The organism is Rhodospirillales bacterium, assembly GCA_016712595.1.
Classification (GTDB): domain Bacteria; phylum Pseudomonadota; class Alphaproteobacteria; order Rhodospirillales; family Defluviicoccaceae; genus Defluviicoccus.
In genome coordinates, this window is sequence record JADJQT010000002.1 from 760086 (window position 1) to 780563 (window position 20478).

Annotated in this window: 16 protein-coding genes, 4 pseudogenes and 1 other annotated feature; of the genes and pseudogenes, 12 read left to right on the forward strand and 8 right to left on the reverse strand. The window is 67.4% G+C overall.

Annotated features, from left to right (window positions below; all coding sequences use genetic code 11):
* Positions 1–5 precede the first annotated feature (5 nt).
* The 6 genes from IPK66_15335 (at position 6) to IPK66_15360 (ending at position 7407) form a co-directional block, all read left to right on the forward strand.
* Entirely contained in the window at positions 6–2255 is a 2250-nt protein-coding gene (locus IPK66_15335; protein MBK8176586.1) for a toprim domain-containing protein, read from the forward strand.
* A gap of 320 nt (positions 2256–2575) precedes the next feature.
* The gene (locus IPK66_15340; protein ID MBK8176587.1) at positions 2576–3130 is read left to right on the forward strand and encodes a hypothetical protein; all 555 of its coding nucleotides are present in this window, start codon (positions 2576–2578) and stop codon (positions 3128–3130) included.
* A 266-nt stretch (positions 3131–3396) separates the two neighbouring features.
* A complete protein-coding gene (locus IPK66_15345; GenBank protein MBK8176588.1) occupies positions 3397–4062 on the forward strand; it encodes a glutathione S-transferase family protein in 666 nt (221 codons plus the stop codon).
* A gap of 298 nt (positions 4063–4360) precedes the next feature.
* Positions 4361–4984, forward strand: a complete 624-nt coding sequence (locus IPK66_15350; protein ID MBK8176589.1) for a hypothetical protein — start codon at positions 4361–4363, stop codon at positions 4982–4984.
* Positions 4985–5019: 35 nt separating this feature from the next.
* On the forward strand, positions 5020–7077 hold the full coding sequence (locus tag IPK66_15355) for a tetratricopeptide repeat protein (protein ID MBK8176590.1): 2058 nt from the start codon (positions 5020–5022) through the stop codon (positions 7075–7077).
* Between the two features lie 24 nt (positions 7078–7101).
* Complete coding sequence (locus tag IPK66_15360; protein ID MBK8176591.1) at positions 7102–7407, forward strand: hypothetical protein; 306 nt, start codon at positions 7102–7104, stop codon at positions 7405–7407.
* Between the two features lie 85 nt (positions 7408–7492).
* Here IPK66_15360 and IPK66_15365 read toward each other — a convergent pair.
* From IPK66_15365 to IPK66_15380, 4 genes and pseudogenes are all read right to left on the reverse strand, one after another.
* A pseudogene (locus IPK66_15365) lies at positions 7493–7597 on the reverse strand (transposase).
* Positions 7598–7641: 44 nt separating this feature from the next.
* A protein-coding gene (locus IPK66_15370; GenBank protein MBK8176592.1) for an IS3 family transposase occupies positions 7642–8876 on the reverse strand; the annotation gives its coding sequence in 2 pieces (ribosomal slippage) (positions 7642–8582 and positions 8582–8876; 1236 coding nt in all).
* Positions 8473–8589 (reverse strand) — a sequence feature (AL1L pseudoknot). (Overlaps the previous gene by 117 nt.)
* Before the next feature lie 47 nt (positions 8877–8923).
* On the reverse strand, positions 8924–9136 hold the full coding sequence (locus IPK66_15375) for a transposase (protein MBK8176593.1): 213 nt from the start codon (positions 9134–9136) through the stop codon (positions 8924–8926).
* Positions 9137–9156: 20 nt separating this feature from the next.
* The gene (locus IPK66_15380) at positions 9157–9594 is read right to left on the reverse strand and encodes an IS5 family transposase (GenBank protein ID MBK8176594.1); all 438 of its coding nucleotides are present in this window, start codon (positions 9592–9594) and stop codon (positions 9157–9159) included.
* A gap of 861 nt (positions 9595–10455) precedes the next feature.
* On the opposite strand from IPK66_15380, the pseudogene IPK66_15385 reads away from it, so the two are divergent.
* Positions 10456–11250, forward strand: a pseudogene (locus tag IPK66_15385) (site-specific DNA-methyltransferase).
* Between the two features lie 20 nt (positions 11251–11270).
* On the opposite strand, the gene IPK66_15390 reads toward IPK66_15385, so the two are convergent.
* The gene (locus IPK66_15390) at positions 11271–12641 is read right to left on the reverse strand and encodes an IS66 family transposase (protein ID MBK8176595.1); all 1371 of its coding nucleotides are present in this window, start codon (positions 12639–12641) and stop codon (positions 11271–11273) included.
* Positions 12642–12730: 89 nt separating this feature from the next.
* Here IPK66_15390 and IPK66_15395 point away from each other — a divergent pair, with 89 nt between their 5' ends.
* The gene (locus IPK66_15395) at positions 12731–13222 is read left to right on the forward strand and encodes a site-specific DNA-methyltransferase (GenBank protein ID MBK8176596.1); all 492 of its coding nucleotides are present in this window, start codon (positions 12731–12733) and stop codon (positions 13220–13222) included.
* A gap of 52 nt (positions 13223–13274) precedes the next feature.
* Here IPK66_15395 and IPK66_15400 read toward each other — a convergent pair whose 3' ends face one another.
* The gene (locus IPK66_15400) at positions 13275–13718 is read right to left on the reverse strand and encodes a DUF3489 domain-containing protein (protein ID MBK8176597.1); all 444 of its coding nucleotides are present in this window, start codon (positions 13716–13718) and stop codon (positions 13275–13277) included.
* 381 nt (positions 13719–14099) lie between these two features.
* Here IPK66_15400 and IPK66_15405 point away from each other — a divergent pair, with 381 nt between their 5' ends.
* The 4 genes and pseudogenes from IPK66_15405 (at position 14100) to IPK66_15420 (ending at position 18398) form a co-directional block, all read left to right on the forward strand.
* Positions 14100–14675, forward strand: coding sequence for a hypothetical protein (locus tag IPK66_15405; GenBank protein MBK8176598.1), 576 nt, complete (start codon positions 14100–14102; stop codon positions 14673–14675).
* On the forward strand, positions 14623–16671 hold the full coding sequence (locus IPK66_15410; protein ID MBK8176599.1) for a phage terminase large subunit family protein: 2049 nt from the start codon (positions 14623–14625) through the stop codon (positions 16669–16671). Before IPK66_15405 ends, IPK66_15410 begins: the two co-directional genes overlap by 53 nt.
* A gap of 3 nt (positions 16672–16674) precedes the next feature.
* Complete coding sequence (locus IPK66_15415) at positions 16675–16887, forward strand: hypothetical protein (protein MBK8176600.1); 213 nt, start codon at positions 16675–16677, stop codon at positions 16885–16887.
* Positions 16887–18398, forward strand: a pseudogene (locus IPK66_15420) (phage portal protein). The gene IPK66_15415 and the pseudogene IPK66_15420 overlap by 1 nt, the downstream one beginning before the upstream one ends.
* Here IPK66_15420 and IPK66_15425 read toward each other — a convergent pair.
* Both IPK66_15425 and IPK66_15430 read right to left on the reverse strand, forming a co-directional pair.
* Positions 18383–19427, reverse strand: a pseudogene (locus tag IPK66_15425) (IS481 family transposase). The pseudogenes IPK66_15420 and IPK66_15425 sit on opposite strands and share 16 nt — an antisense overlap.
* Before the next feature lie 110 nt (positions 19428–19537).
* Complete coding sequence (locus IPK66_15430) at positions 19538–20473, reverse strand: hypothetical protein (protein MBK8176601.1); 936 nt, start codon at positions 20471–20473, stop codon at positions 19538–19540.
* Positions 20474–20478 lie beyond the last annotated feature (5 nt).

Genomic DNA, 20478 nt, shown 5'->3' on the forward strand with positions numbered 1-20478 from the left:
CGCCGATGACCGGCGCGCAAGGCGGGCAACCCTCGTCGGCGCCGCTCGCCGAGCTCTGTCGGCAGCTCGACCAGCGCATCGACGAAATCGCCCGGCGGCTGTTGGGTGAACCCAACTGGGCGCTGTCGACACGCGCCCAGCTGCGCTTCGGGCGCAACGGCAGCCTGGCGGTGGAGATCGCCGGCGCGCGCCGCGGGCGATGGTACGATCACGAGCAGAAGCAGGGCGGGTCTGCGCTCGACCTCGTCGTCCGCTGCACCGGCCTGTCGCAACGCGAAGCCGCCGAGCGGGCGGCCGCCAAGCTGGGTCTCGCCGTCGAGCGGCGCTCGCCGCCGCCGCCGCGCCGGCGGATCGTCACCGCCTACGACTACCGGGACGAGACCGGCGCGGTGCTGTTCCAGGTGGTGCGCTATGCGCCGAAGACCTTCCGCCAGCGCTGCCCGGACGGCCACGGCGGCTGGAGCTGGCGGGTGCGCGGCATCCGCCAGGTGCCCTACCGGCTGCCGGAGCTGCTGGGCGCCGCCCTCGACGTCCCGGTGTTCGTCGTCGAGGGCGAGAAGGACGCCGACCGGCTGGCCAGCCTGGGTCTGGTCGCCACCTGCAACGCCGGCGGGGCCAACACCTGGCCGGAAGCACTCACGCCGGCTTTTGCGGGCCGCACGGTCTACATCTTGCCGGACAACGATGCTGCCGGCCGCAGCCATGCGCAGAAGGTCGCCGCCGCGCTCGAAGCCGTCGCCGCCAACATCCACATCGTCACCTTGCCGGACCTTACGACCGGCGGCGACGTCTCCGACTGGCTCGATGACGGTGGTGACGCCGCTGAACTGCTGCAGCTGTGCCGGGCGGCGCCGGCGTGGAAACGGAACGGTGCCGATTCGCAGCCGGAAGACCCGGTCCTGCTCCCCTACTGCGAAGAAGCGATCACGCTGGCGTTCTCCGAGCGTAACATCGACCACTTCCGCTACTGCGACGTGCTCGGCAAGTGGTTCGAGTGGGACGAGGGCCGCTGGCGCGAAGACGACAAGCGACGCGTCTTCACGCATGCCCGCAAGCTGTGCCGGGAGAAGTCCGGCCAGGCGCTCGCCGACGTCGAGCATGAGCGGGCGGCAATGCGCATCGCCAACACCGTCGCCGCTGCCCGAACGGTGGCGGCCGTCGTCAACCTGGCACGCGCAGATGGTCGGCACGCGACGGCGCCGGCGGATTGGGACGCTGACCCGTGGGTGCTGAACACGCCGGCGGGAATCGTCGATCTTCGATGCGGGGAATTGGGTCCGCACAGTCGCGCCGCTCTGTGCTCGAAGATGACGGCGGCCGCGCCTTCACAGTCCGCCTGCCCGCGCTGGCGGCGCTTCCTCGACGAGGTCACCGGCGGCGACGTCGAGCTGCAGGCGTTCCTCGCGCGCGTCGCCGGCTACGGCTTGACCGGCAGCACCCGCGAGCACGCGCTGTTCTTCCTCTACGGCACCGGCGCCAACGGCAAGGGCACCTTCCTCAACATGCTGACCGGCATCCTCGGCGACTACGCGCAGATCGCCGGCATGGACACCTTCACCGAGAGCCAGACCGACCGCCATCCGGCCGAGCTCGCCGTGCTGCGCGGCGCCCGCGTCGTCGCCGCCCAGGAGACCGACGAGGGTCGCCGCTGGGCGGAGAGCCGGATCAAGGCGTTGACCGGTGGCGATCCGATCACCGCGCGCTTCATGCGCCAGGACTTCTTCACCTACGCCCCGCAGTTCAAGCTGCTGATCGCCGGCAACCACAAGCCCGGCCTGCGCAACATCGACGAGGCGATCCGCCGCCGCTTCCACCTGCTGCCGTTCACCGTGCGCATCCCGCCGGAGCAGCGCGATCCAAAGTTGAGCGACAAGCTGCGCGAGGAGTGGTCGGCCATCCTCGGCTGGGCGATAGAGGGATGCCTGGAGTGGCAGGCAGGGGGACTGAACCCGCCTGTCGCCGTGGTCGATGCCACCGCCGAGTACTTCGACGACGAGGACAGCTTCGGCCAGTGGCTCGGCGAGTGCTGCATCCGCGATGCGCGGGCGCACGAGACGACCCGCGACCTCTACGCCGCCTGGAGCGCCTGGGCCGATCGTGCGGGAATGTTGGCCGGCAGCGAGCCCAAATTCCGCGGGGCTCTCAAAGCTCGAGGCTTCGTCGCCAAGCGCGAGGCAGGAACCGGCCGCAGCGGCTTCGTCGGCGTCGGGCTGCGGCGAAGGGATTACACCGATGACCGGAGATATGGAGACTGAGGTGCGACCAGCCGCTGCTGTGAGAGTACGTGAGAGTACTCTGGTTATCGACGCTATACGCGCGCACACACACGTATATACGTCTATATAGGGAACCGCCTCACGTACTCTCACAGCCACTTGCTTCGAGCCTCGGCCAAAGCCAGTTCGGCTTTGAGCCTCCCGAGCCGAGCGGTCGGCACGTGCACCCGGTTTGGATCCGACACCGCCGGCTGGCGACCGCCGGCTTTCGATGAACACACTCGGCAACGGAGGACGATGTGCGGACCCGATCTCGCGCAACCACGAACCCACGCCGACCCGACGCGGAAGATCATCCGATGAGCCACCGCCAGCACGCGTCGGCATCGTCCCCCGCGCATCCCATCGTCAGGCGACACGGTGATCTTCTCGTTCCGGTGTACGAAGCCGATCCGGATGGCCGGCCGGTGGTGCATCATCGCGTCGTCGATACGATCGGCCGGATGCTGCGCAACGGCAGCATCAGCCGCGAGATGCACGACGCCGCGCGCGACTTCGCGGCGACGTTCACCATCGCGCAGTTCGATACGATCACCTGCATGTCGCTCGATCGCGTATCCGGATCGCGCAACGCCGCCGATCCGACCGATGTCCAGCTCGACGCCCGACGCCGCGTCGCCGGCGCCATCGACGCGCTCGGCGGTTTCGGCAGCCCGGCCGGCGGCTGCGTCTGGCACGTCGTCGGCCTGCAGTGCTCGATCCGCGAGTGGGCGATGCGCCAGGGCTGGGGCGGTAAGCCGATCGGCGAGAAGCAGGCGCACGGCATCCTGGTCGCGGCGCTGGGCGTGCTGGTGCATCACTACGGTTACGGCGCGATGAACCTGGTGTGCCCACGATCCAGGTCCTGGGAGTAACGGCAGGTTTATCCCACAATCGCACGTTCGCCGAGCCGTGCGGATGCGTCGGTTCTGTACCCGGAACCGGCCATTGCCGCCGCCCACAGGCACCGTCGCGTATTCGTCTTTGGTGGTCAGGTCCGGATACTTACTGACTACGTGTTGGCATCGGCTCCGCCATCCCAACCAACACCGCGGCACGCTGGCGGCCTGACCGTGACGACACTACGTTCAACCCCGAACCCCTCGGTGGGGCTGACCAAAGGAATCAATGGAGGCGTGCGATGACGATCGAGGTGTATTGGGGCAGCGGCAGCCCCTTTGCCTGGTCGGTGCTTCTGGCACTCGAAGCCAAGCGAATTCCCTACGAGTCGCGGTTGCTGTCATTTTCCGCGGGCGACACGAAAAAGCCCGCGTTCCTGGCGATCAACCCGCGCGGCAAGGTGCCGGCAATCCGCGACGGCGCGTATACGCTTGCGGAGTCCATTGCCATCCTCGCCTACGTCGACGCCAAGTATCCCGAGCCGCCGCTGTTCGGCCGCGCGCCGGAGGAAACCGGTCGCATCTGGCAATGCATATCCGATGGCATGAGCTATCTGCAACCGGCGGCAGAGAAGGTCATCCACCCCCTGTTCAGGGGCGGCATCGCTGGCCGTGAGGATCAGGTGCGCGAGGGCGCCCGTGAAGTCGAGGAAGAGCTCGCCCGCCTTGCTGCCGTCCTGGGAGACCGTCCGTACCTGGCGGCGGACACGCTCAATGCGGCGGATTTGGTCATCTACCCGAAGCTGGCTCTCTTCTTCCGTATCGCGGCACGAGATGAACTGAAGGTCCTCGACCTTGGCTTCGACGGCTGGCGCCAGCGTTGGCCGGCGATTGCGGGCTGGTTTGACCGCATAGCAGCGCTTCCCGGCTTTGACCGGACCTACCCGCCCCACTGGCGTGAGGGCTGAGGCCCGGCCTGACGGTGATGCGGGCTCACCGGCGCGCAGAGGACCAACACGTCAGCGCCCAAAACAAACGCGGCCCCACCTCGCCGCAACAGCCGCAAAATCCCATGAACGTCGGATCGCGGTTCTCGAAAGCGGATGCTGGCGGTGCCGCTTTCGGAGATGAGCGGACACTGCATGGGGAGTCTCGTGCGAGCGGCATGCAGAGGATAGTGTAGAGTAAGAAGAGGTCACGTCTCCGTTTTCATACTTGAGCGGCCATGATGGAGATGCGCCACCGATGGGGGGATGGCTGTTCTTGATGTTCGTCCTGCTCTTGGCGGTACTTCCCGCCTCGGCGCAGGTTACGCAGCACACGACCGGCTGGTGCAGCCCTAACGTCGCCGGCACGGATGGTAACGTCACCATCGTCTGCCACGGCGTCGATCCGAAAGCGCTTGCCCGCCTGGAAGAGCTGCTGGACAAGAAGGATCTGGAACTCGCCGACAAGATCAAGGAAGCGAATGAATGGGTGTCTAAGTATCGCGAGCTTGAGGCGGGGCTCTCCTCGGTCGGCGACGACAGCAAGGAGTCGGGAGAAGCAGCCGAGCTGATCAAGCAGGGCAAGTTCGAGGAGGCAGGCGGCATTCTCCACCAGCTTATCGCGACGCAGGAGACCCAGGTTGCCGAGCTGGCGCGGAACCACTACAACTGGGCGGAACTCTACATGCTGCAGTTCGACCCGTTCTCAGCGCTGCCGCACTACCGCAAGGCACGCCAATATGCACCCGATAACGCCGAATACACGTTCGCGCTGGCGCACGCTTTACAAAGGAGAACGAATTCGGCGACGCCGAGGCGGCGTACAAGGAGGCCCTCGCCCTTTACCGCAAGCTGGCCGCCGCCAACCCCGCCACCTACGAGCCTCATGTCGCCGCTACCCTGAACAATCTGGCGAATCTGTACAGCGCCACGCAGCGGATGGGCGACGCCGAGGCGGCGTTGAAGGAGGCCCTCGCCCTTCGCCGCAAGCTGGCCGCCGCCAACCCCGCCACCTACGAGCCTCATGTCGCCGCCACCCTGAACGATCTGGCGAACCTCTACCGCGCCACGCAGCGGATGGGCGACGCCGAGGCGGCGTACAAGGAGGCGCTCGCCCTTTGTCGCAAGCTGGCCGCCGCCAACCCCGCCACCTACGAGCCCGATCTCGCCGGCATCCTCAACAATCTGGCGAATCTGTACAGCGACACGCAGCGGATGGGCGACGCCGAGGCGGCGTACAAGGAGGCATTCGCCCTTTACCGCAAGCTGGCCGCCGCCAACCCCGCCGCCTACGAGCCCGATCTTGCCGGCATCCTCAACAATCTCGCCGGCCTCTACCGCGACACGCAGCGGATGGGCGACGCCGAGGCGGCGGGGAAGGAGGCGCTCGCCCTTCGCCGCAAGCTGGCCGCCGCCAACCCCGCTGCCTACGAGCCCGATCTCGCCGAAACGCTGAACAATCTCGGGCACCTCTACGGCGACACGCAGCGGATGGGCGGCGCCGAGGCGGCGTTGAAGGAGGCCCTCACCCTTTACCGCAAGCTGGCCGCCGCCAACCCCGCTGCCTACGAGCCTTATGTCGCCACCACCCTGAACAATCTCGCCGGCCTGTACAGCGACACGCAGCGGATGGGCGGCGCCGAGGCGGCGTACAAGGAGGCGCTCGCCCTTCGCCGCAAGCTGGCCGCCGCCAACCCCGCCACCTACGAGCCCGATGTCGCCGGCACCCTCAACAATCTCGCCGGCCTGTACAGCGACACGCAGCGGATGGGCGACGCCGAGGCAGCGTTGAAGAAGGCCCTCGCCCTTCGCCGCAAGCTGGCCGCCGCCAACCCCGCCACCTACGAGCCTCATGTCGCCGCCACCCTGAACGATCTGGCGAACCTCTACCGCGACACGCAGCGGATGGGCGGCGCCGAGGCGGCGTACAAGGAGGCGCTCGCCTTTCGCCGCAAGCTGGCCGCCGCCAACCCCGCCACCTACGAGCCCGATGTCGCCACCACCCTGAACGATCTGGCGAACCTCTACCGCGACACGCGGCGGATGGGCGACGCCGAGGCAGCGTTGAAGAAGGCCCTCGCCCTTCGCCGCAAGCTGGCCGCCGCCAACCCCGCCACCTACGAGCCTCATGTCGCCACCACCCTGAACGATCTGGCGAACCTCTACGGCGACACGCGGCGGATGGGCGACGCCGAGGCGGCGTACAAGGAGGCGCTCGCCCTTTGTCGCAAGCTGGCCGCCGCCAACCCCGCCACCTACGAGCCCGACGTCGCCACCACCCTGAACAATCTCGGGTTCCTCTACCTCGACACGCGGCGGATGGGCGACGCCGAGGCAGCGTTGAAGGAGGCACTCGCCCTTCGCCGCAAGCTGGCCGCCGCCAACCCCGCCACCTACGAGTCCGATGTCGCCGGCACCCTCAACAATCTGGGAATCCTCTACCACGACACGCAGCGGATGGGCGACGCCGAGACGGCGCACAAGGAGGCACTCGCTCTTCGCCGCAAGCTGGCCGCCGCCAACCCCGCCGCCTACGAGCCCGACGTCGCCGGCACCCTGAACAATCTCGGGTTCCTCTACCTCGACACGCGGCGGATGGGCGACGCCGAGGCAGCGTTGAAGGAGGCACTTACCCTTTACCGCAAGCTGGCCGCCGCCAACCCCGCCGCCTACGAGCCTTATGTCGCCACTACCCTGAACAATCTGGCGAATCTGTACAGCGCCACGCAGCGGATGGGCGACGCCGAGGCGGCGGCGAAGGAGGCGCTCACCCTTTACCGCAAGCTGGCCGTCTATGAACCCAAAGTATTCGGCAACGATTTTGCCACGACCGTCCGCGGCTTGGTGCTGTCGTATCAGGAGTCCAAGGGACGCGAGCGGGTCGGCTGCCACGATCTGGAGCAGGCGTCGAAAGTCGCGAGCGCTCCCGATCTCCTCAAGTTTCTCTCCACCGTTCGCGCCCGGCAATGCGCCGCCGCCGTGGACGCAGGACGCTAAGCAATGCATCAATGGATCGATGTCGTGACTGATCCGCTCGGTCTCGCAGGATTCGCCCTATTCCTTCTGTTTTCAGTCCTAAGCCTGCAATCACGCGGACATAGTTCGCTGCGCGGGTTGTTCGCCGGGCTTTCCCTCGTAGCCGTTCTTGGCGGCTTGGCGCTTGCCTATGTTCAGCACGCCGACAATGGACGGGATACGGCCGGCGCGCCGGATACGACGGACATCCAACAAAAAACCAGCGGCCCGGCTTCACCCAACGTCGCTGGTACGAAGGGCGACGTGAAGTTAAACGTCAATATTGGTACCGAAACACCGCCGCGACCGTGATCGCTTGAAGGAACAAGGCTGTTCGGCATCGCGCATGGGCGTGCCCGCCAGAGGTCTATCCTCGTTCTTTCCCTAGGGTGTAGACTCAAATCAGGTACCAGAGCCGTATCGCGGTGATGGCGACGGCGGCGGCGAAGTTTCTGGCGAGTTTGTCGTAGCGTGTCGCGATCCGGCGGTAGTCTTTGAGGCGGTTTGAACCGCGCCGGGTTTGCCGGAGGCATGTTTGTTTGAGTTCTACGCAGCCATCGGGGTTGCCTCAAGCTGAGTGTAGTACGCGGCTTCCGCCTCGGCCGGCGGGATGTTGCCGATCGGCTCGAGGAGACGGCGGTTGTTGAACCAGTCGCTCCATTCGAGCGTGGCGAACTCGACGGCTTCCAGTGTGCGCCAGGGGCCGCGGCGCCAGATCACTTCGGCCTTGAACAAGCCGATCACACTCTCGGCGAGGGCGTTATCATAGCTGTCGCCGACGCTGCCGACCGAGGGCTCGATGCCGGCTTCGGCGAGGCGCTCGGTGTACTTGATCGAGAGGTACTGGCTCCCGCGGTCGCTGTGGTGCACGAGCCCGCCGGGCGCGAAAGGACGTCGGGCGTGAAGCGCCTGCTCCAGGGCGTCGAGAACGAAGCCCGCCGGCGCGCTGCGGCTGACGCGCCAGCCGACGATCCTGCGTGCATAGGCGTCGATGACGAAGGCGACATAGACGAAACCCATCCAGGTCGAGACGTAGGTGAAATCGGACACCCAGAGCCTGTTGGGCGCTGGCGCCTCGAAGTCTCGGTTCACCCGGTCGAGCGGACACGGGGTGGCCTTGTCGCTGACCGTCGTCCGCGTGGATTTGCCGCGGATTACGCCCTGCAGATCCATGGCCTTCATCAGCCGCACCACCGTGCAGCGCGCGACGTCGAAGCCTTCGCGCCGAAGCTGACGCCAGACCTTGCGAACACCGTAGACCTGAAAATTCTCGTCGAACACGCGCCGGATCTCGATCTTCAGGGCCGCGTCACTCCGGGCCCGTGCCGATCGCTTTGCCGGATCGGCCCGCCGGGTGACGTGGGCGTAGTACGTGGACGGGGCGACCGGCAGCACCTTGCAGATCGGCTCGAACCCGAAAGACCCACGGTGATCGTCGATAAACGCGATCATGGTTTCGACCGGCGGTCGAGCTCCGCCAGGGCAAAATAGGCGCTGGCCTTGCGCAGGATCTCATTGGCCTGGCGCAACTCGCGGTTCTCTCGCTCCAACGCTTTGATCCGCTCACGCTCTTCGCTCGTGGGGCCCGGCCGCAGGCCCTGGTTCCGTTCGGCACAGCGCACCCAGGTGAGCAGCGTCTGCCGCGTGCATCCGATCTTCGGCGCGATCGAACCGATCGTCGCCCACTGTGAGGGATATTCGTGACGGTGCTCGAATACCATCCGAACGGCGCGCTCGCGCACCTCAGGCGAAAACTTCGCAGCGGTCTCGGGCTTATCCATTGCTCCATCCTCTCAAGGTTCGGAGCCTCCGGCAAACCCGGCGCGGTTCAGTTGAAGGCGCGCTCGATGAGGTTGCGTTGGGCGTAGAGTGTGCGGTCGAGCGGCTGGGGCGCCTTGGCGGTACTGCGGAACGGGATGACGGCGCGCGACCCGCGTTCGGCCAGGGCCGACCGCAGCCTGCTGGCGTCATAGGCTTTGTCGGCGATGACCGTGGCCGCCGGCGCCGGGTGTTCGAGCAGCAGCGGATCGACCCCGGCCATGTCGTGTTCGTGGCCGCCGGTCAGGACGAAGCGCCGGATGCGGCCGAGTTCGTCGACGATGGCATGGAGCTTGGTGGTGCGGCCGCCGCGCGACCGGCCGATCGCCTCGGCATGCGCTCGCGCCTCGGTGCCGAGCCCCCTTTTTCCGCCCCGGCCGCCGCGCGATGCGCCTTGATCGCCGTGCTGTCGATCATCTCGACGCTCGCAGGGCGGCGTCGCGCCAACTCCTCGAACAAGCGCTGCCAGATGCCTTGCGCCGCCCACCGGTTGAAGCGGTTGTAGGCCGTGGTGTGCGGGCCGTAGCGCGCCGGCAGATCATCCCAGGGGATGCCGGTGCGCAGCACGTAGAAGATGCCGTCGAGCACCTGCCGATCGTCCCGACGTGCGCCGCCCTGCCGGACCGGCGGCAACACCGGCTCGATGAGCCGCCATTCCTCTTCCGTAAGATCAAACCGCATGAACCAGGCTCCCGGCCGTTTCAGAGCTTGAATCACGACCGCCCGCGCAGCACAACCGATTTGAGTTCAGAGCCTAACTCGCGTACGGCCCACAGGGACTTGCCGTAGGACGAGTCGGCGCAGCCGAAATCGGCACCACAGCGGACTTGGGTGGGAGCCGGCCCCAATTGACGCAATTGGCGAATAACGTCGTAACGGCCCAACTCTGCTCGGCGGTCCAGCGCGAGATGGTCGGGCTTCCGCGACGAGGCCCGCTGGGGCCCCACGTCCCGCCCATCGCCATGAAGCTGTATAGGCCAACAGTCCTATTTCGCTTGACACGCGGCCATAGACTTGGTATAACCACCGGAGATTAGGAACTGCGCCAGGACAGACCGCCATCGCGGAAGGTATCGAGCGCATCGTCGGCACCGCAAGATGTACGGGTCCCTTCCCGCGAAAGTGGTAAATGGGGGTGGCCAGCCCGATACCTCTCCAGCGACAGCCGCAAATTTTGGGAAGCCACCCCCCGGCCAGAAGCCACCCCCCGGCCAGAAGCCACCCTCAGCCAGAAAAACTTGATATAACAAAGAGTTAGCCTGGACTCCAGGGTGGCTTCCGAGTGGACTCCGGAGTCCGGCTTCCAGCCGGGGTCCAGGAAGCCACCCGGGAAGCCAGGAAGCCACCCTCAGCCAGAAAAACCTGATACTGCAGAGAGTTAGCCTGGACCCCAGGGTGGCTTCCAGGTGGACTCCGGAGTCCGGCTTCCAGGTGGACTCCAGGAAGCCACCCGGGAAGCCAGGAAGCCACCCTGGAGTCCACCCGGAAGCCAGCCGACCAGAGCCGCCAGCCTTTCGCTTCTCCCTTTCGGATGTAACGACGATGCTTCCATTCCTGCCCGAGCAGATCGAGCAATGGCCGATCGCGCGGCTGAAGCCGTATGCGCGCAACGCGCGGACACACTCGGACGATCAGATCGCCAAGATCGCCGCCTCGCTGGTCGAGTACGGCTGGACGGCGCCGGTGATGGTGGCGGACGACGACGAGATCGTCGCCGGTCACGGCCGGCTGCTGGCGGCACAGCAGCTCGGGCTGAAGCAGGTGCCGGTCATTCGCCTGGCGCACCTGACGCCCGAGCAGGTGCGTGCGTATCGGATTGCCGACAACCGGCTGTCCGAGCTGTCCGGCTGGGACGAAGAGTTGTTGGCGGCCGAGCTGCAGGCGCTCGACGCCGGCGGCTTCGACCTGGGCCTCACCGGCTTCGAGGGCGAGGACCTGGACCGGCTGTTGGCCGGTCTTGACGAGGATGATGGCCTGGCGAATGAGGACGTCGTTCCCGAGCCGCCGGCCAACCCGGTCTCGCGCAGCGGCGACCTGTGGCTGCTGGGCGAGCACCGGCTGCTGTGCGGCGACAGCACCAAGGCCGAAGACGTGATCCGGGTGATGGACGGTCGGAAGGCGATCCTGTTCGCCACCGACCCGCCGTATCTGGTCGACTACGACGGCACCAACCATCCGTCGAAGCAGGGTTGGCCGGACAAGAACAAAGATTGGGGCGACACCTACGGCGTCAGCTGGGACGACTCCAGCCAGGGTCCCGAGCTCTACGAAGGCTTCGTCCGCACGGCAGTGGAGCACGCGATCTCACCGAACGCGGCCTGGTACTGCTGGCACGCCGTATCTGCTCACCCCCCTGGCTATAAAGCTGCGGGCGTGGTCTGGAAGGTGCCGGCGAGGAGTTGGGCGATGGCTTGCCGGGCGGTTTGGCCGTGGAGCCCTGCGGTGCTGGTGACGGATCGGTATCCGGCGTGGATGTGTGCGCCCCATTCGGAGCGAAAGCCGCCGGTGACCTTGCGGAACACGACGGACGGACGGATTTCTCGCTCGCAGGCGTTGTTGGTGGCTGGCACGTCGGGGTCTTCGAGGAAGACGAAGAACTTCGTCCGCCACGCCTTGACTGCGGTTTGCAGCTCGCGGCCGGCGGGATGCGCCGCGGGTGTGGCCACGAGCGCATCGAGGCGGCGTTCGGCGCGGGCGTGATAGGTGGCGAGGGTCGCCGGCCGCAGGGCATCTCGCCGTCGGCCGATGCGGATCGCCCAGCGCAGCAGATCGCGCAGCCGGGGCGCGAAGACGGTGTCGCCGCAGTCGATGGCATACTGGACGTCACGCAGGAGGTGGGCGAGACAGACCTGATGCGCGGGCGCCAGATCCTGCTGGCCGGCGTAGCGGTCGGACACCCAGACCGCCGGCCGGTGCTCGCCCAGCACCTCTTCGGCGACCGCTTTCGCCCGGCGGGGTGCGATCTGGTGCAGCACCGCCTTGGTGGTGACGAACACCCAATGCCAGTGGGTGGCGCCGTCGATGCGGGCGGTGGTCTCGTCCGAGGCGATCACCCGGGCGGCCAGCAGCCTTTCCTTGATCGCGGCGCACGCCGCCGTCATCGCTGTTTCAGCGCGGCGGAAGGCGTTGGCGATGGCACCCTCGGAGATCACCAGCCCGAACAGCTCCGCCATCATCCGCGCCAGCCGCTCGAAACCGACATGATGGCTGTGGTGCAGATACAAAAGCAGCGCCTGGATTGACGCCCCAAAGGGTGTTCCCAGCGGCATGCCGTCCGGCGGGGCGGCGCGGAAGCGGCGGCCGCAGGCAGCACAGCGCCCGCCGAACAGCTCAACACGGGTCACCACCGGTGCGATTGGCGGGATGTCGATGTGATCGTAGCGATGGCGGCAGATCTGCCTCTGGCCCGAAACGTCGGCGGCACAATGCGGACACGTGGTGGCCAGCCGCTTGATCGTCTCGTCCGGCACCTCGCTCAGCGATCGCGCCGAGCCCGGACGCGAGGGCCGCAGCTTGCGCCGCTCGCCATGCTTCTTGTCCCCGCTTCCGCCCGGCTTGCGGTCCTGCGACGGCGGCGTGTGGCTGTTCCGTGACGTCTTCTTCGGCCGCGCCAGCAGCGCCTCGAGTTCCGTAATCCGCGCCGCCTGACGTTCGATCAGCGCTGCCTGCTCGGAAAGCAGTGCGTCCTTCTCATCGTCGCTCAAGCGGTATCGGAACGGCAGAGTCATCCATACCTTGACTCACATCCAGCCCGACCCCGCAACCCAAAAATCGCCAACCACCTGAGCAGATACGGCACGCCAGCCGCCGGCAGGCGATGGTCGAAGGGGTGTGGGAGAAGTTCGGCGCGTTCGTCCACCAGCAGATCGTCTGGGCCAAGGACCGCGGCATCCTGACCCGCTCGTACTACCTCTGGCAGCACGAACCGTGCTTCTTCGGCTGGCTGCGTGGCCACAAGCCGCCGCGCCTGTCCGACGATTATCCGAGCACCGTCTGGACCATCCCGACGGTCAAGGTCGGCGAGAAGACGGAGCATCCGACGTCGAAGCCGATCGAGGTGTTCGCGCTGCCGATGCGCCAGCATGCGCGGCCGGGCGAGATCTGCTTCGAGCCGTTCAGCGGCTCCGGCTCGCAGATCATCGCCGGCGAGCAGACGGCGCGGCGCGTCTACGCCATCGAGATCAGCCCGGTCTACGTCGATGTCGCCGTCAAACGCTGGCAGACGGCGACCGGCAAGCAGGCGGTCCTGGAGGGCAGCGGACGAAGCTTCGACGAGCTGGCCGCGGAGCGGCTTCGAGATGCGGCATGAGCAATACCGCCGGGCGGCGAGCCCGGCGATATCCTGCGTGAGCGGGGGTGGATCAGTCGGCGAGGTGGTACACCCGCTCGCCGCCATCCTTCTTCTCCGAGGTCACGATGAGGCCGCGCTTCTTCTTCAGAGCGCCGGCAAAGGCACCCCTCACGGTGTGTCCAAGCCAGCCAGTCGCTGCCATGATCTGGGCGATGGTCGCACCTTCGGGTCGGCGCAGCATGTCGATCAGCATCGCCTCCTTGGTGCCGTCACGATGCTTGCGAACCTTGGCGGGCTGCTCCGCGCTCGGTTCCGGCGCGGCTCCGGTGGCCAGGGGCGCGGCTTCGTCCACAACCGTGGTGGTCGCGTTCTCCGCCGAAGCCGGCTCACCTGCGGGCACCGGGGCGGCACACGCGGTCTCGATGTCGGTGGCATCGTCTTCGAGCGGCGCGATCAGTCCGGCCGCTTCGGCGGCATCGTCCTGCAGGCTGGTGCGGAACGACTCGGCACTCATCCGTCCGTCGAGAAAGCCGCCGGCGGCGGCGAGCAGGTCGTCGAGGCCGAGACCGAAGCGTTCGGCGTGCGCGCCGATGCGGCGCAGCGCCGCGTCCTTGCTGTTGGGATTGCGCGGCTGGCCGTCGAGTGCGCTGAGGATGGCATTGAGCTGCAACTTGCCGAGGTCGGTCATGGTGGCGTCCTTTCGGAACCAGTGCGCGGCGACGATCGCAGCGCTGCTACCACCCCCAGCCCCGGCGGCCGATGCCGCTGCGGGGCGGATCGTCGAAGGGTCCCGGGCGGGCCGCAACGACCAGCGCATCAGGGCGCAAGCGCACTCGGACCTCAAGTCTAATCCGCTGTCGTTTCATTGCTTTTTGACCCGGATCGGATTCGCTCGATGAGCGGCGAGCGTCTCGGCATGAGCGAGCGCGAGTACGCGCGGCACGCCGGCGTCTCGCGCGGCGCGGTACAGAAGGCGCGCAGCTCGGGTCGGCTGGTGCTGCATCCGGACGGCTCGGTCGATGTGGCGGCGTCGGACGCCCGCCGGGCGCAGGCGACCGATCCTTCGAAGCAGCGCAGCCATACGCCGTCATCACCACCGGGCTTCCGGCCGGTCCCGGAGGCCGCCGTTGCGGCGGTCGGCGAGACGCTGAAGGAGCAAGGGCTGACGGCGCCGGCAAGCGGCATGACCTTCCTGCAGGCGCGCACCGCCAACGAAGTGCTGAAGGCGCGGCTGCGGCGGATGGAGGTGCAGCAGAAGGAGGGCGAGCTGGTCGACCGAGCCCGCGCGGTGGCGCTGGTGTTCCGGCTGGCACGCCAGGAGCGCGACGTCTGGCTCGGCTGGCCGGCGCGCGTCGCGTCGCTGATGGCGGCTGAACTCGGCGTCGAGGCGCACACCCTGCAAACGGTGCTGGAGAGCCATGTACGAGAGCACCTCGCAAGCCTCGCCGAGGTCCGATGCGACTTGCGATAGCGGCCTCGGCACCGGCCCGGATCTCGATGCCGGCTACGACATCGACTTCAAGGGCGGACCGGAGCTGCTGCGCGGCTGGCGCGACGGCCGCAGGCCGGACCCGGCGCTCACCGTCTCGGCGTGGGCCGACAGCCACCGGCTGCTGAGCCCGCGCGGCGCCAACGAGGCCGGGCGCTGGCGCACCAGCCGCACGCCCTATCTGGGCGAGATCATGGACGCGCTGTCGCCCTCGCATCCGGCACAGCGGGTGGTGGTGATGAAAGGCGCGCAGATCGGCGCCACCGAGGCCGGCAACAACTGGATCGGCTACGTCATTCATCACGCGCCGGGGCCGATGCTGGCGGTGCAGCCGACGGTGGAGCTGGCGAAGCGGTTCTCGCAGCAGCGGGTCGACCCGCTGATCGACGAGAGCCCGGTGCTGCGCGACAAGGTCGCGCCGGCGCGCTCGCGCGATGCCGGCAATACCCAGCTGTCGAAGGAGTTCCCCGGCGGCATCCTGGTGATGACCGGGGCGAACAGCGCCGTCGGCCTGCGCTCGATGCCGGTGCGCTACCTGTTTCTCGACGAGGTCGACGCCTATCCGCTGTCGGCCGACGCCGAGGGCGAGCCGGTGGCGCTCGCCGAGGCGCGAACGCGGACCTACTCCTGGCGGCGCAAGGTGTTCCTGGCGTCGACGCCGACGGTGAAGGGGCTGAGCCGGATCGAGCGCGAGTTCGAGGCCTCGGACCAGCGGCGCTTCTTCCTGCCGTGCCCGCTGTGCGGGGCGCCGCAGTGGCTGAAGTTCGAGCGGCTGCGCTGGGACTGGGGGAATCCGGCGAGCGTTGCTTACGTCTGCGAGGTCTGCGACGGCAGTTTCGGCGAGCATCACAAGACGAGGATGCTGGCCGCCGGCCAGTGGCGGCCGACGGCGCGGTCGGCGGATCAGGGCACTATCGGCTTCCACCTCTCGGCGCTCTACTCGCCGCTCGGCTGGTACTCATGGGCGCAGATTGCGCGGGACTGGGAAGCGGCTCAGGGCAACGACGAGGCCAAGCGCAGCTTCAGGAACACCGTGCTCGGCGAGACCTGGTTCGAGGCCGGTGAAGCGCCGGACTGGCAGCGGCTTTATGACCGCCGCGAGGACTACCCTCTCGGCACCGTGCCGGCCGGCGGGTTGCTGCTGACCGCCGGCGCCGACGTGCAGAAGGACCGCATCGAGGTCTCGATCTGGGCCTGGGGCCGCGGCCTGGAAAGCTGGCTGGTCGATCACCTGATCATCGACGGCAGCCCGGCCGAGCCGGCGACCTGGGCGGCGCTGTGCGAGCTGCTCGGCCGCACCTGGCCGCACGCCGGCGGCGCCGAGCTGCGTCTCGCCCGCCTCGCGATCGATACCGGTGGCCAGTACACCACCGAGGTCTACGCCTGGACGCGCCGCCAGAGTGTCGGCCAGGTGATGGCGATCAAGGGCGTCGACGGCTTCGACCGGACGACGCCGGTGGCCGGGCCGACCAACGTCGATGCCACGGAAGGCGGGGTGAAGATCAAGCGCGGCGCCCGGCTGTGGACGGTGGCGGTGGCCACGTTCAAGAGCGAGACCTACCGCTTCCTGCGGTCGGCAGCGCCGACGGGCGAGGAGTCAACGGATTGGTATCCGGCAGGCTTTATCCATCTGCCGCGCGGCGTCGACGCCGAGTGGGTGAAGCAGCTGGTCGCCGAGCAGTTGGTCACCGTCAAGACCAGGCGCGGCTTCACCCGCCTCGAATGGCAGAAGTTGCGCGAACGCAACGAGGCGCTCGACTGCCGGGTCTATGCCCGGGCGGCCGCCTGGATCGCCGGCGCCGACCGCTGGCCGGAGCGCAAGTGGAGCGAACTGGAGGCGCAGGTGGCGCCCAAGGCTCGCGACGAAGAGACGAGCGTATCGACGCCCGAGGCCGACGAGCCGTTGCCGACGGCCGGCCGCCTGATGGCAGCGCCGCGCCGCGGCCGGCGCGTGTTCCGCTCCAGCTACGTGAGCTGACCGATGACCTTTGAGGAGATGACCGCGCAGCGCGACGCGCTGCTGGCGGCCCGTTACCGCGGCGTCCGCACCGTCGAATACGACGGCCGGCGAGTCACCTATGCCACCGACGTCGAGATGGCGGCAGCACTCGCCGATCTGGAAAAGCGCATCGCCCAGGCCGAGACCGGCACGCCGCGGCGCAGGATCTTCACCTCGGCCACGAAAGGTCTCTGATGCCCGGGGTGCTGACGCAATGGCGCCGTCGCGTCGGCGCCTTCATCGGCGGCTTCGAGGCGGGACTCGCCAACCGCCGGCTGAAAGGCTTTCAGCCGAGCCGTGCGCACCTCAACACGCTGATCGCCGCGGCCGGCGCCGACATCACCGCGCGCGCCCGCTGGTTGATCCGCAACAACGGCTACGCGGCCAACGCCATCGACAGCTGGGCCGGCAACGTGGTCGGCGCCGGCATCAAGCCGTCGTCGCTGATCGCCGATGCCCAACTGAAGGCAGCGGTGCAGAAGCTGTGGCTGGAGTGGACCGACGACGCCGATGCCGACGGAATGACTGACCTCTACGGGCTGCAGCGCCGCGCCGCCCGCGAAGTGTTCATCGCCGGCGAGGTGTTCTTCCGCTTCCGCCCGCGCCGGCCGGAGGACGGGCTGCAGGTTCCCTTGCAGCTGCAGATGCTGCCGGCGGAGATGCTGCCTATGGCGCGACAATCTGGATGAGGCGGCACCGTCATCCGCCAGGGCATCGAACTCGACCGCATCGGCCGCAGGGCAGCCTATCACTTCCTGCGCCGCCATTCCGGCGACGTCACGGATCCCGGTCTGGCTGGCGAGACGGTGCGCATTCCGGCGTCGGAGATCATCCACGTGATCGATCCAGTCGACGCGGGCCAACTGCGCGGCGTCTCGAAGTTCGCGCCGGCGATCGTCAAGCTGCTCCTGCTCGACCAGTACGACGATGCCGAGCTCGACCGGAAGAAGGTGGCGGCGATGCACGCGCTGTTCATCACCACTCCGGCGCCGGCCGAGCCGTTCGACGTCGCCGAGAGCACGAACGAGAATGGCGAGCGGTCGCTAGATCTGCAGCCGGGGCAGATCGTCATGCTGGAGCCGGGCGAGCAGGTACAGACCTCCGATCCCGCCGACTCCGGTCAGACCTACGAGCCGTTCCAATACCGCACGCTGCTGCAGGTCTCGGCAGCGCTTGGCATTCCCTACGCGTATCTCTCCAACGACATGATCAAGGCGAACTACTCCAACGCGCGGCTGGCGCTGCTGGAGTTCCGCCGCCGGACCGAGGCTTACCAGCACGCGGTGATGGTCTGGCAGCTGTGCCGGCAGGTGTGGGGGCGCTGGATGGACGCCGCCGTGCTGGCGGGCGTGCTGGCGCTTCCCGACTACGACCGGAACCGCCGGGCGTACCACGCCTGTTCGTGGTTGCCGCCGAAGTGGGACTGGGTCGATCCGCTGAAGGACGCCAAGGCCGAGATCGAGCAGATCGTCGCGGGGCTGAAGAGCCGCACCCAGGCGCTGGCCGAGCGCGGCTACGACGCCGAGCAGGTCGACGCGGAGATCGCCGCCGATCAGGCGCGCGAGCAGGCGCTGGGGTTGAGCTTCGGGGTACAGGCTTCCACGTCGGATATCTCGAACTGTATCGGTTCAGACCTGGTCGGACAGGTGTCAGATTTGGGAGTGCGTCCCCGAGCCTCTGACAGGTCCGATCAGCAGGCGACCTGATCGATCAACTTCTCTCTGGCCATTGGCAGGCTGTCAAGGAAGGTCTGCATCGGCGTTTTGCCGTAGCACCATCGGCCCTGGTGGGTGCGGACCTCGTTGTACTGGCGGAGCCACTGGTCCAGATCGGCTTGCAGCTCGGCGATGCTGCGATAGAGCTTTTTGCGGAAGGCGACCCGGTAGAACTCGTCCAGCATCGTCTTGTGGAAGCGCTCGCAGATCCCGTTGGTTTGCGGGCTCTTGGTCTTGGTCCGGCTGTGATCGATGTCCTCGATCGCCAGGTAGAGCTCGTACTCGTGGCGCTCCGGGTTGCCGCAGTATTCGCTGCCGCGATCGGTCAGCACCCGGCAGAGCGGGATGTCGTGCTCGTCGTAGAACGGCAGCACCCGGTCATTCAGCAGATCGGCCGCCGTGATCGCCGTCTTGACGTCGTAGAGCTTGGCGAAGCCACCTTGGCGTAGGTGTCGATGAAGGTCTGCTGGTAGATGCGACCGACCCCCTTCAGCGTGCCGACGTAGAAGGTGTCCTGGGCACCGCAGTAGCCGGGACAGGCGCTGTCGAACTCGCCATGCGCCTCCTTGTCCGCCTTCGTCTTCTCCAGCGCCGCCAATTGGTCCTCGGTCAGGATAAGGCCGTCCTGCGCCACCTTGGCTTCCAGTGCCTTCAGCCGTTTCGCCATGGTGTTGAGGTCGTGGCGGACCCAGGCGCCCCGCGGACCCCGGTGGGCGAGACCCGAATGCCCTCCTTGGCCAGCTCGTTGGCCATCCGGGTATGTCCCCAGGCCGGCTGGTCCAGGGCGAGTTCGAGGATGCGCCGCTCGACAGCCTCGACCACCCGGTTCTTCGGGTTCGGCACCCGGCGTGACATCTCGATCAGCGCCGCCTCGCCACCCTTCTGGTACAAGTCCTTGAACCGGTAGAAGCTGTCACGGGAAAATCCCATGATCCGGCAGGCGTGGCTGACGCTGCCCAGCTGCTTCGCCAACTCCAGCACGCCGACCTTGTTGCGGATGATCTTCTCGTCTCGCGTCATCGTGTCGTCTCCTCGCTTCGATACTCCAATGTCTACGCTCGGAGACGACACCCCCACCATCGCAACCTGTCAAATTTGATCTAAACGGATACATGTGACGCGCGCTGTCGTCACTTCGCGCAATCCCGCACTCGATCCGCGCCGCCAATCGCCTGCAGGCGAGCCTGCGCGGTGGCTTCGATCCAGGGCCCGAGCTTCTCGGAGGTCAACGTCAGCATTGTCGAGGCTCCGCTCCGGCTCGCCGTATGGCGGAAAATCGCGATCCGGAAATCTCCATTGGTGCCGGCGAGGTAGCTGTCCACCCTCTCTCCGAGCGCGCTGGTTCGCTTGCCCGTCGGCGGGAAGGCGCTGCCGCGCAGACCGGCGTGCACGGCCGTCGATGCCTCGTCGAGCGCCCCGCCGGTATCGCCCACAACGAACGCCACGGTCCGGCCGGAGTTGGCATCAAGAACGATCCCTGCGTCGCCCGGCGTCGCGTCCCAGGGCATTTTACGGAAGGCACCGGGAATGACGAAATAGGCTGTGCGCGCTGGGTCGAGCTGTGCCGCCTGCGAAGCGCTCCAGCCGGCAATCGGCGCGCCGGGGGGAGGTGCCACGCGAACTGACGTTTCGCTGACGAACCAGTCCTGCCTGGGAGGTGGCTGAAGCCTAACGGAAGGCGGGGAACAGCCGCCGCCGCCAAGGCCGATCGAGCACATGGAGTCGCCCAGCGTCTCCACCTGGGCGCCGTTGCGCGACCACGCGGCGAAGGCTGACTGGCAGGCCTTGAAGCAGGCTCCCCGATTGCGACCGCGACACTCGGGAGGGCGCAGCGGCGCCAGCCCGTTGCAAATGCCTTCCAACCCCTGATCGCGGACGCCATACGCCTCCGGCGAGCCGTCGTGATCGAGCTGCAGGTCGTGGCTTGCAAAAAACAGGGTGTCCTTCGCGATCACGATGCGCTTGTTCGCGATGCGTGGTAGTTCCTGACCGTCTGGGCACGAGGCGGCACGAGCGGCGCCGCAGGCGAGCAGAATTCCAAGGATAGCGGCAAGTGCAATACGCATCGTAG

Excerpts from the sequence above, each read along its gene's own strand:
- IPK66_15335 (MBK8176586.1), top strand. The coding sequence starts at position 6 with ATGACCGGCGCGCAAGGCGGGCAACCCTCGTCGGCGCCGCTCGCCGAG.
- IPK66_15340 (MBK8176587.1), top strand. The coding sequence starts at position 2,576 with ATGAGCCACCGCCAGCACGCGTCGGCATCGTCCCCCGCGCATCCCATC.
- IPK66_15345 (MBK8176588.1), top strand. The coding sequence starts at position 3,397 with ATGACGATCGAGGTGTATTGGGGCAGCGGCAGCCCCTTTGCCTGGTCG.
- IPK66_15350 (MBK8176589.1), top strand. The coding sequence starts at position 4,361 with ATGTTCGTCCTGCTCTTGGCGGTACTTCCCGCCTCGGCGCAGGTTACG.
- IPK66_15355 (MBK8176590.1), top strand. The coding sequence starts at position 5,020 with ATGGGCGACGCCGAGGCGGCGTTGAAGGAGGCCCTCGCCCTTCGCCGC.
- IPK66_15375 (MBK8176593.1), bottom strand. The coding sequence starts at position 9,136 with ATGGCCGGGGTCGATCCGCTGCTGCTCGAACACCCGGCGCCGGCGGCC.
- IPK66_15380 (MBK8176594.1), bottom strand. The coding sequence starts at position 9,594 with ATGCGGTTTGATCTTACGGAAGAGGAATGGCGGCTCATCGAGCCGGTG.
- IPK66_15390 (MBK8176595.1), bottom strand. The coding sequence starts at position 12,641 with ATGACTCTGCCGTTCCGATACCGCTTGAGCGACGATGAGAAGGACGCA.
- IPK66_15395 (MBK8176596.1), top strand. The coding sequence starts at position 12,731 with ATGGTCGAAGGGGTGTGGGAGAAGTTCGGCGCGTTCGTCCACCAGCAG.
- IPK66_15400 (MBK8176597.1), bottom strand. The coding sequence starts at position 13,718 with ATGAGTGCCGAGTCGTTCCGCACCAGCCTGCAGGACGATGCCGCCGAA.
- IPK66_15405 (MBK8176598.1), top strand. The coding sequence starts at position 14,100 with ATGAGCGGCGAGCGTCTCGGCATGAGCGAGCGCGAGTACGCGCGGCAC.
- IPK66_15410 (MBK8176599.1), top strand. The coding sequence starts at position 14,623 with ATGTACGAGAGCACCTCGCAAGCCTCGCCGAGGTCCGATGCGACTTGC.
- IPK66_15415 (MBK8176600.1), top strand. The coding sequence starts at position 16,675 with ATGACCTTTGAGGAGATGACCGCGCAGCGCGACGCGCTGCTGGCGGCC.
- IPK66_15430 (MBK8176601.1), bottom strand. The coding sequence starts at position 20,473 with ATGCGTATTGCACTTGCCGCTATCCTTGGAATTCTGCTCGCCTGCGGC.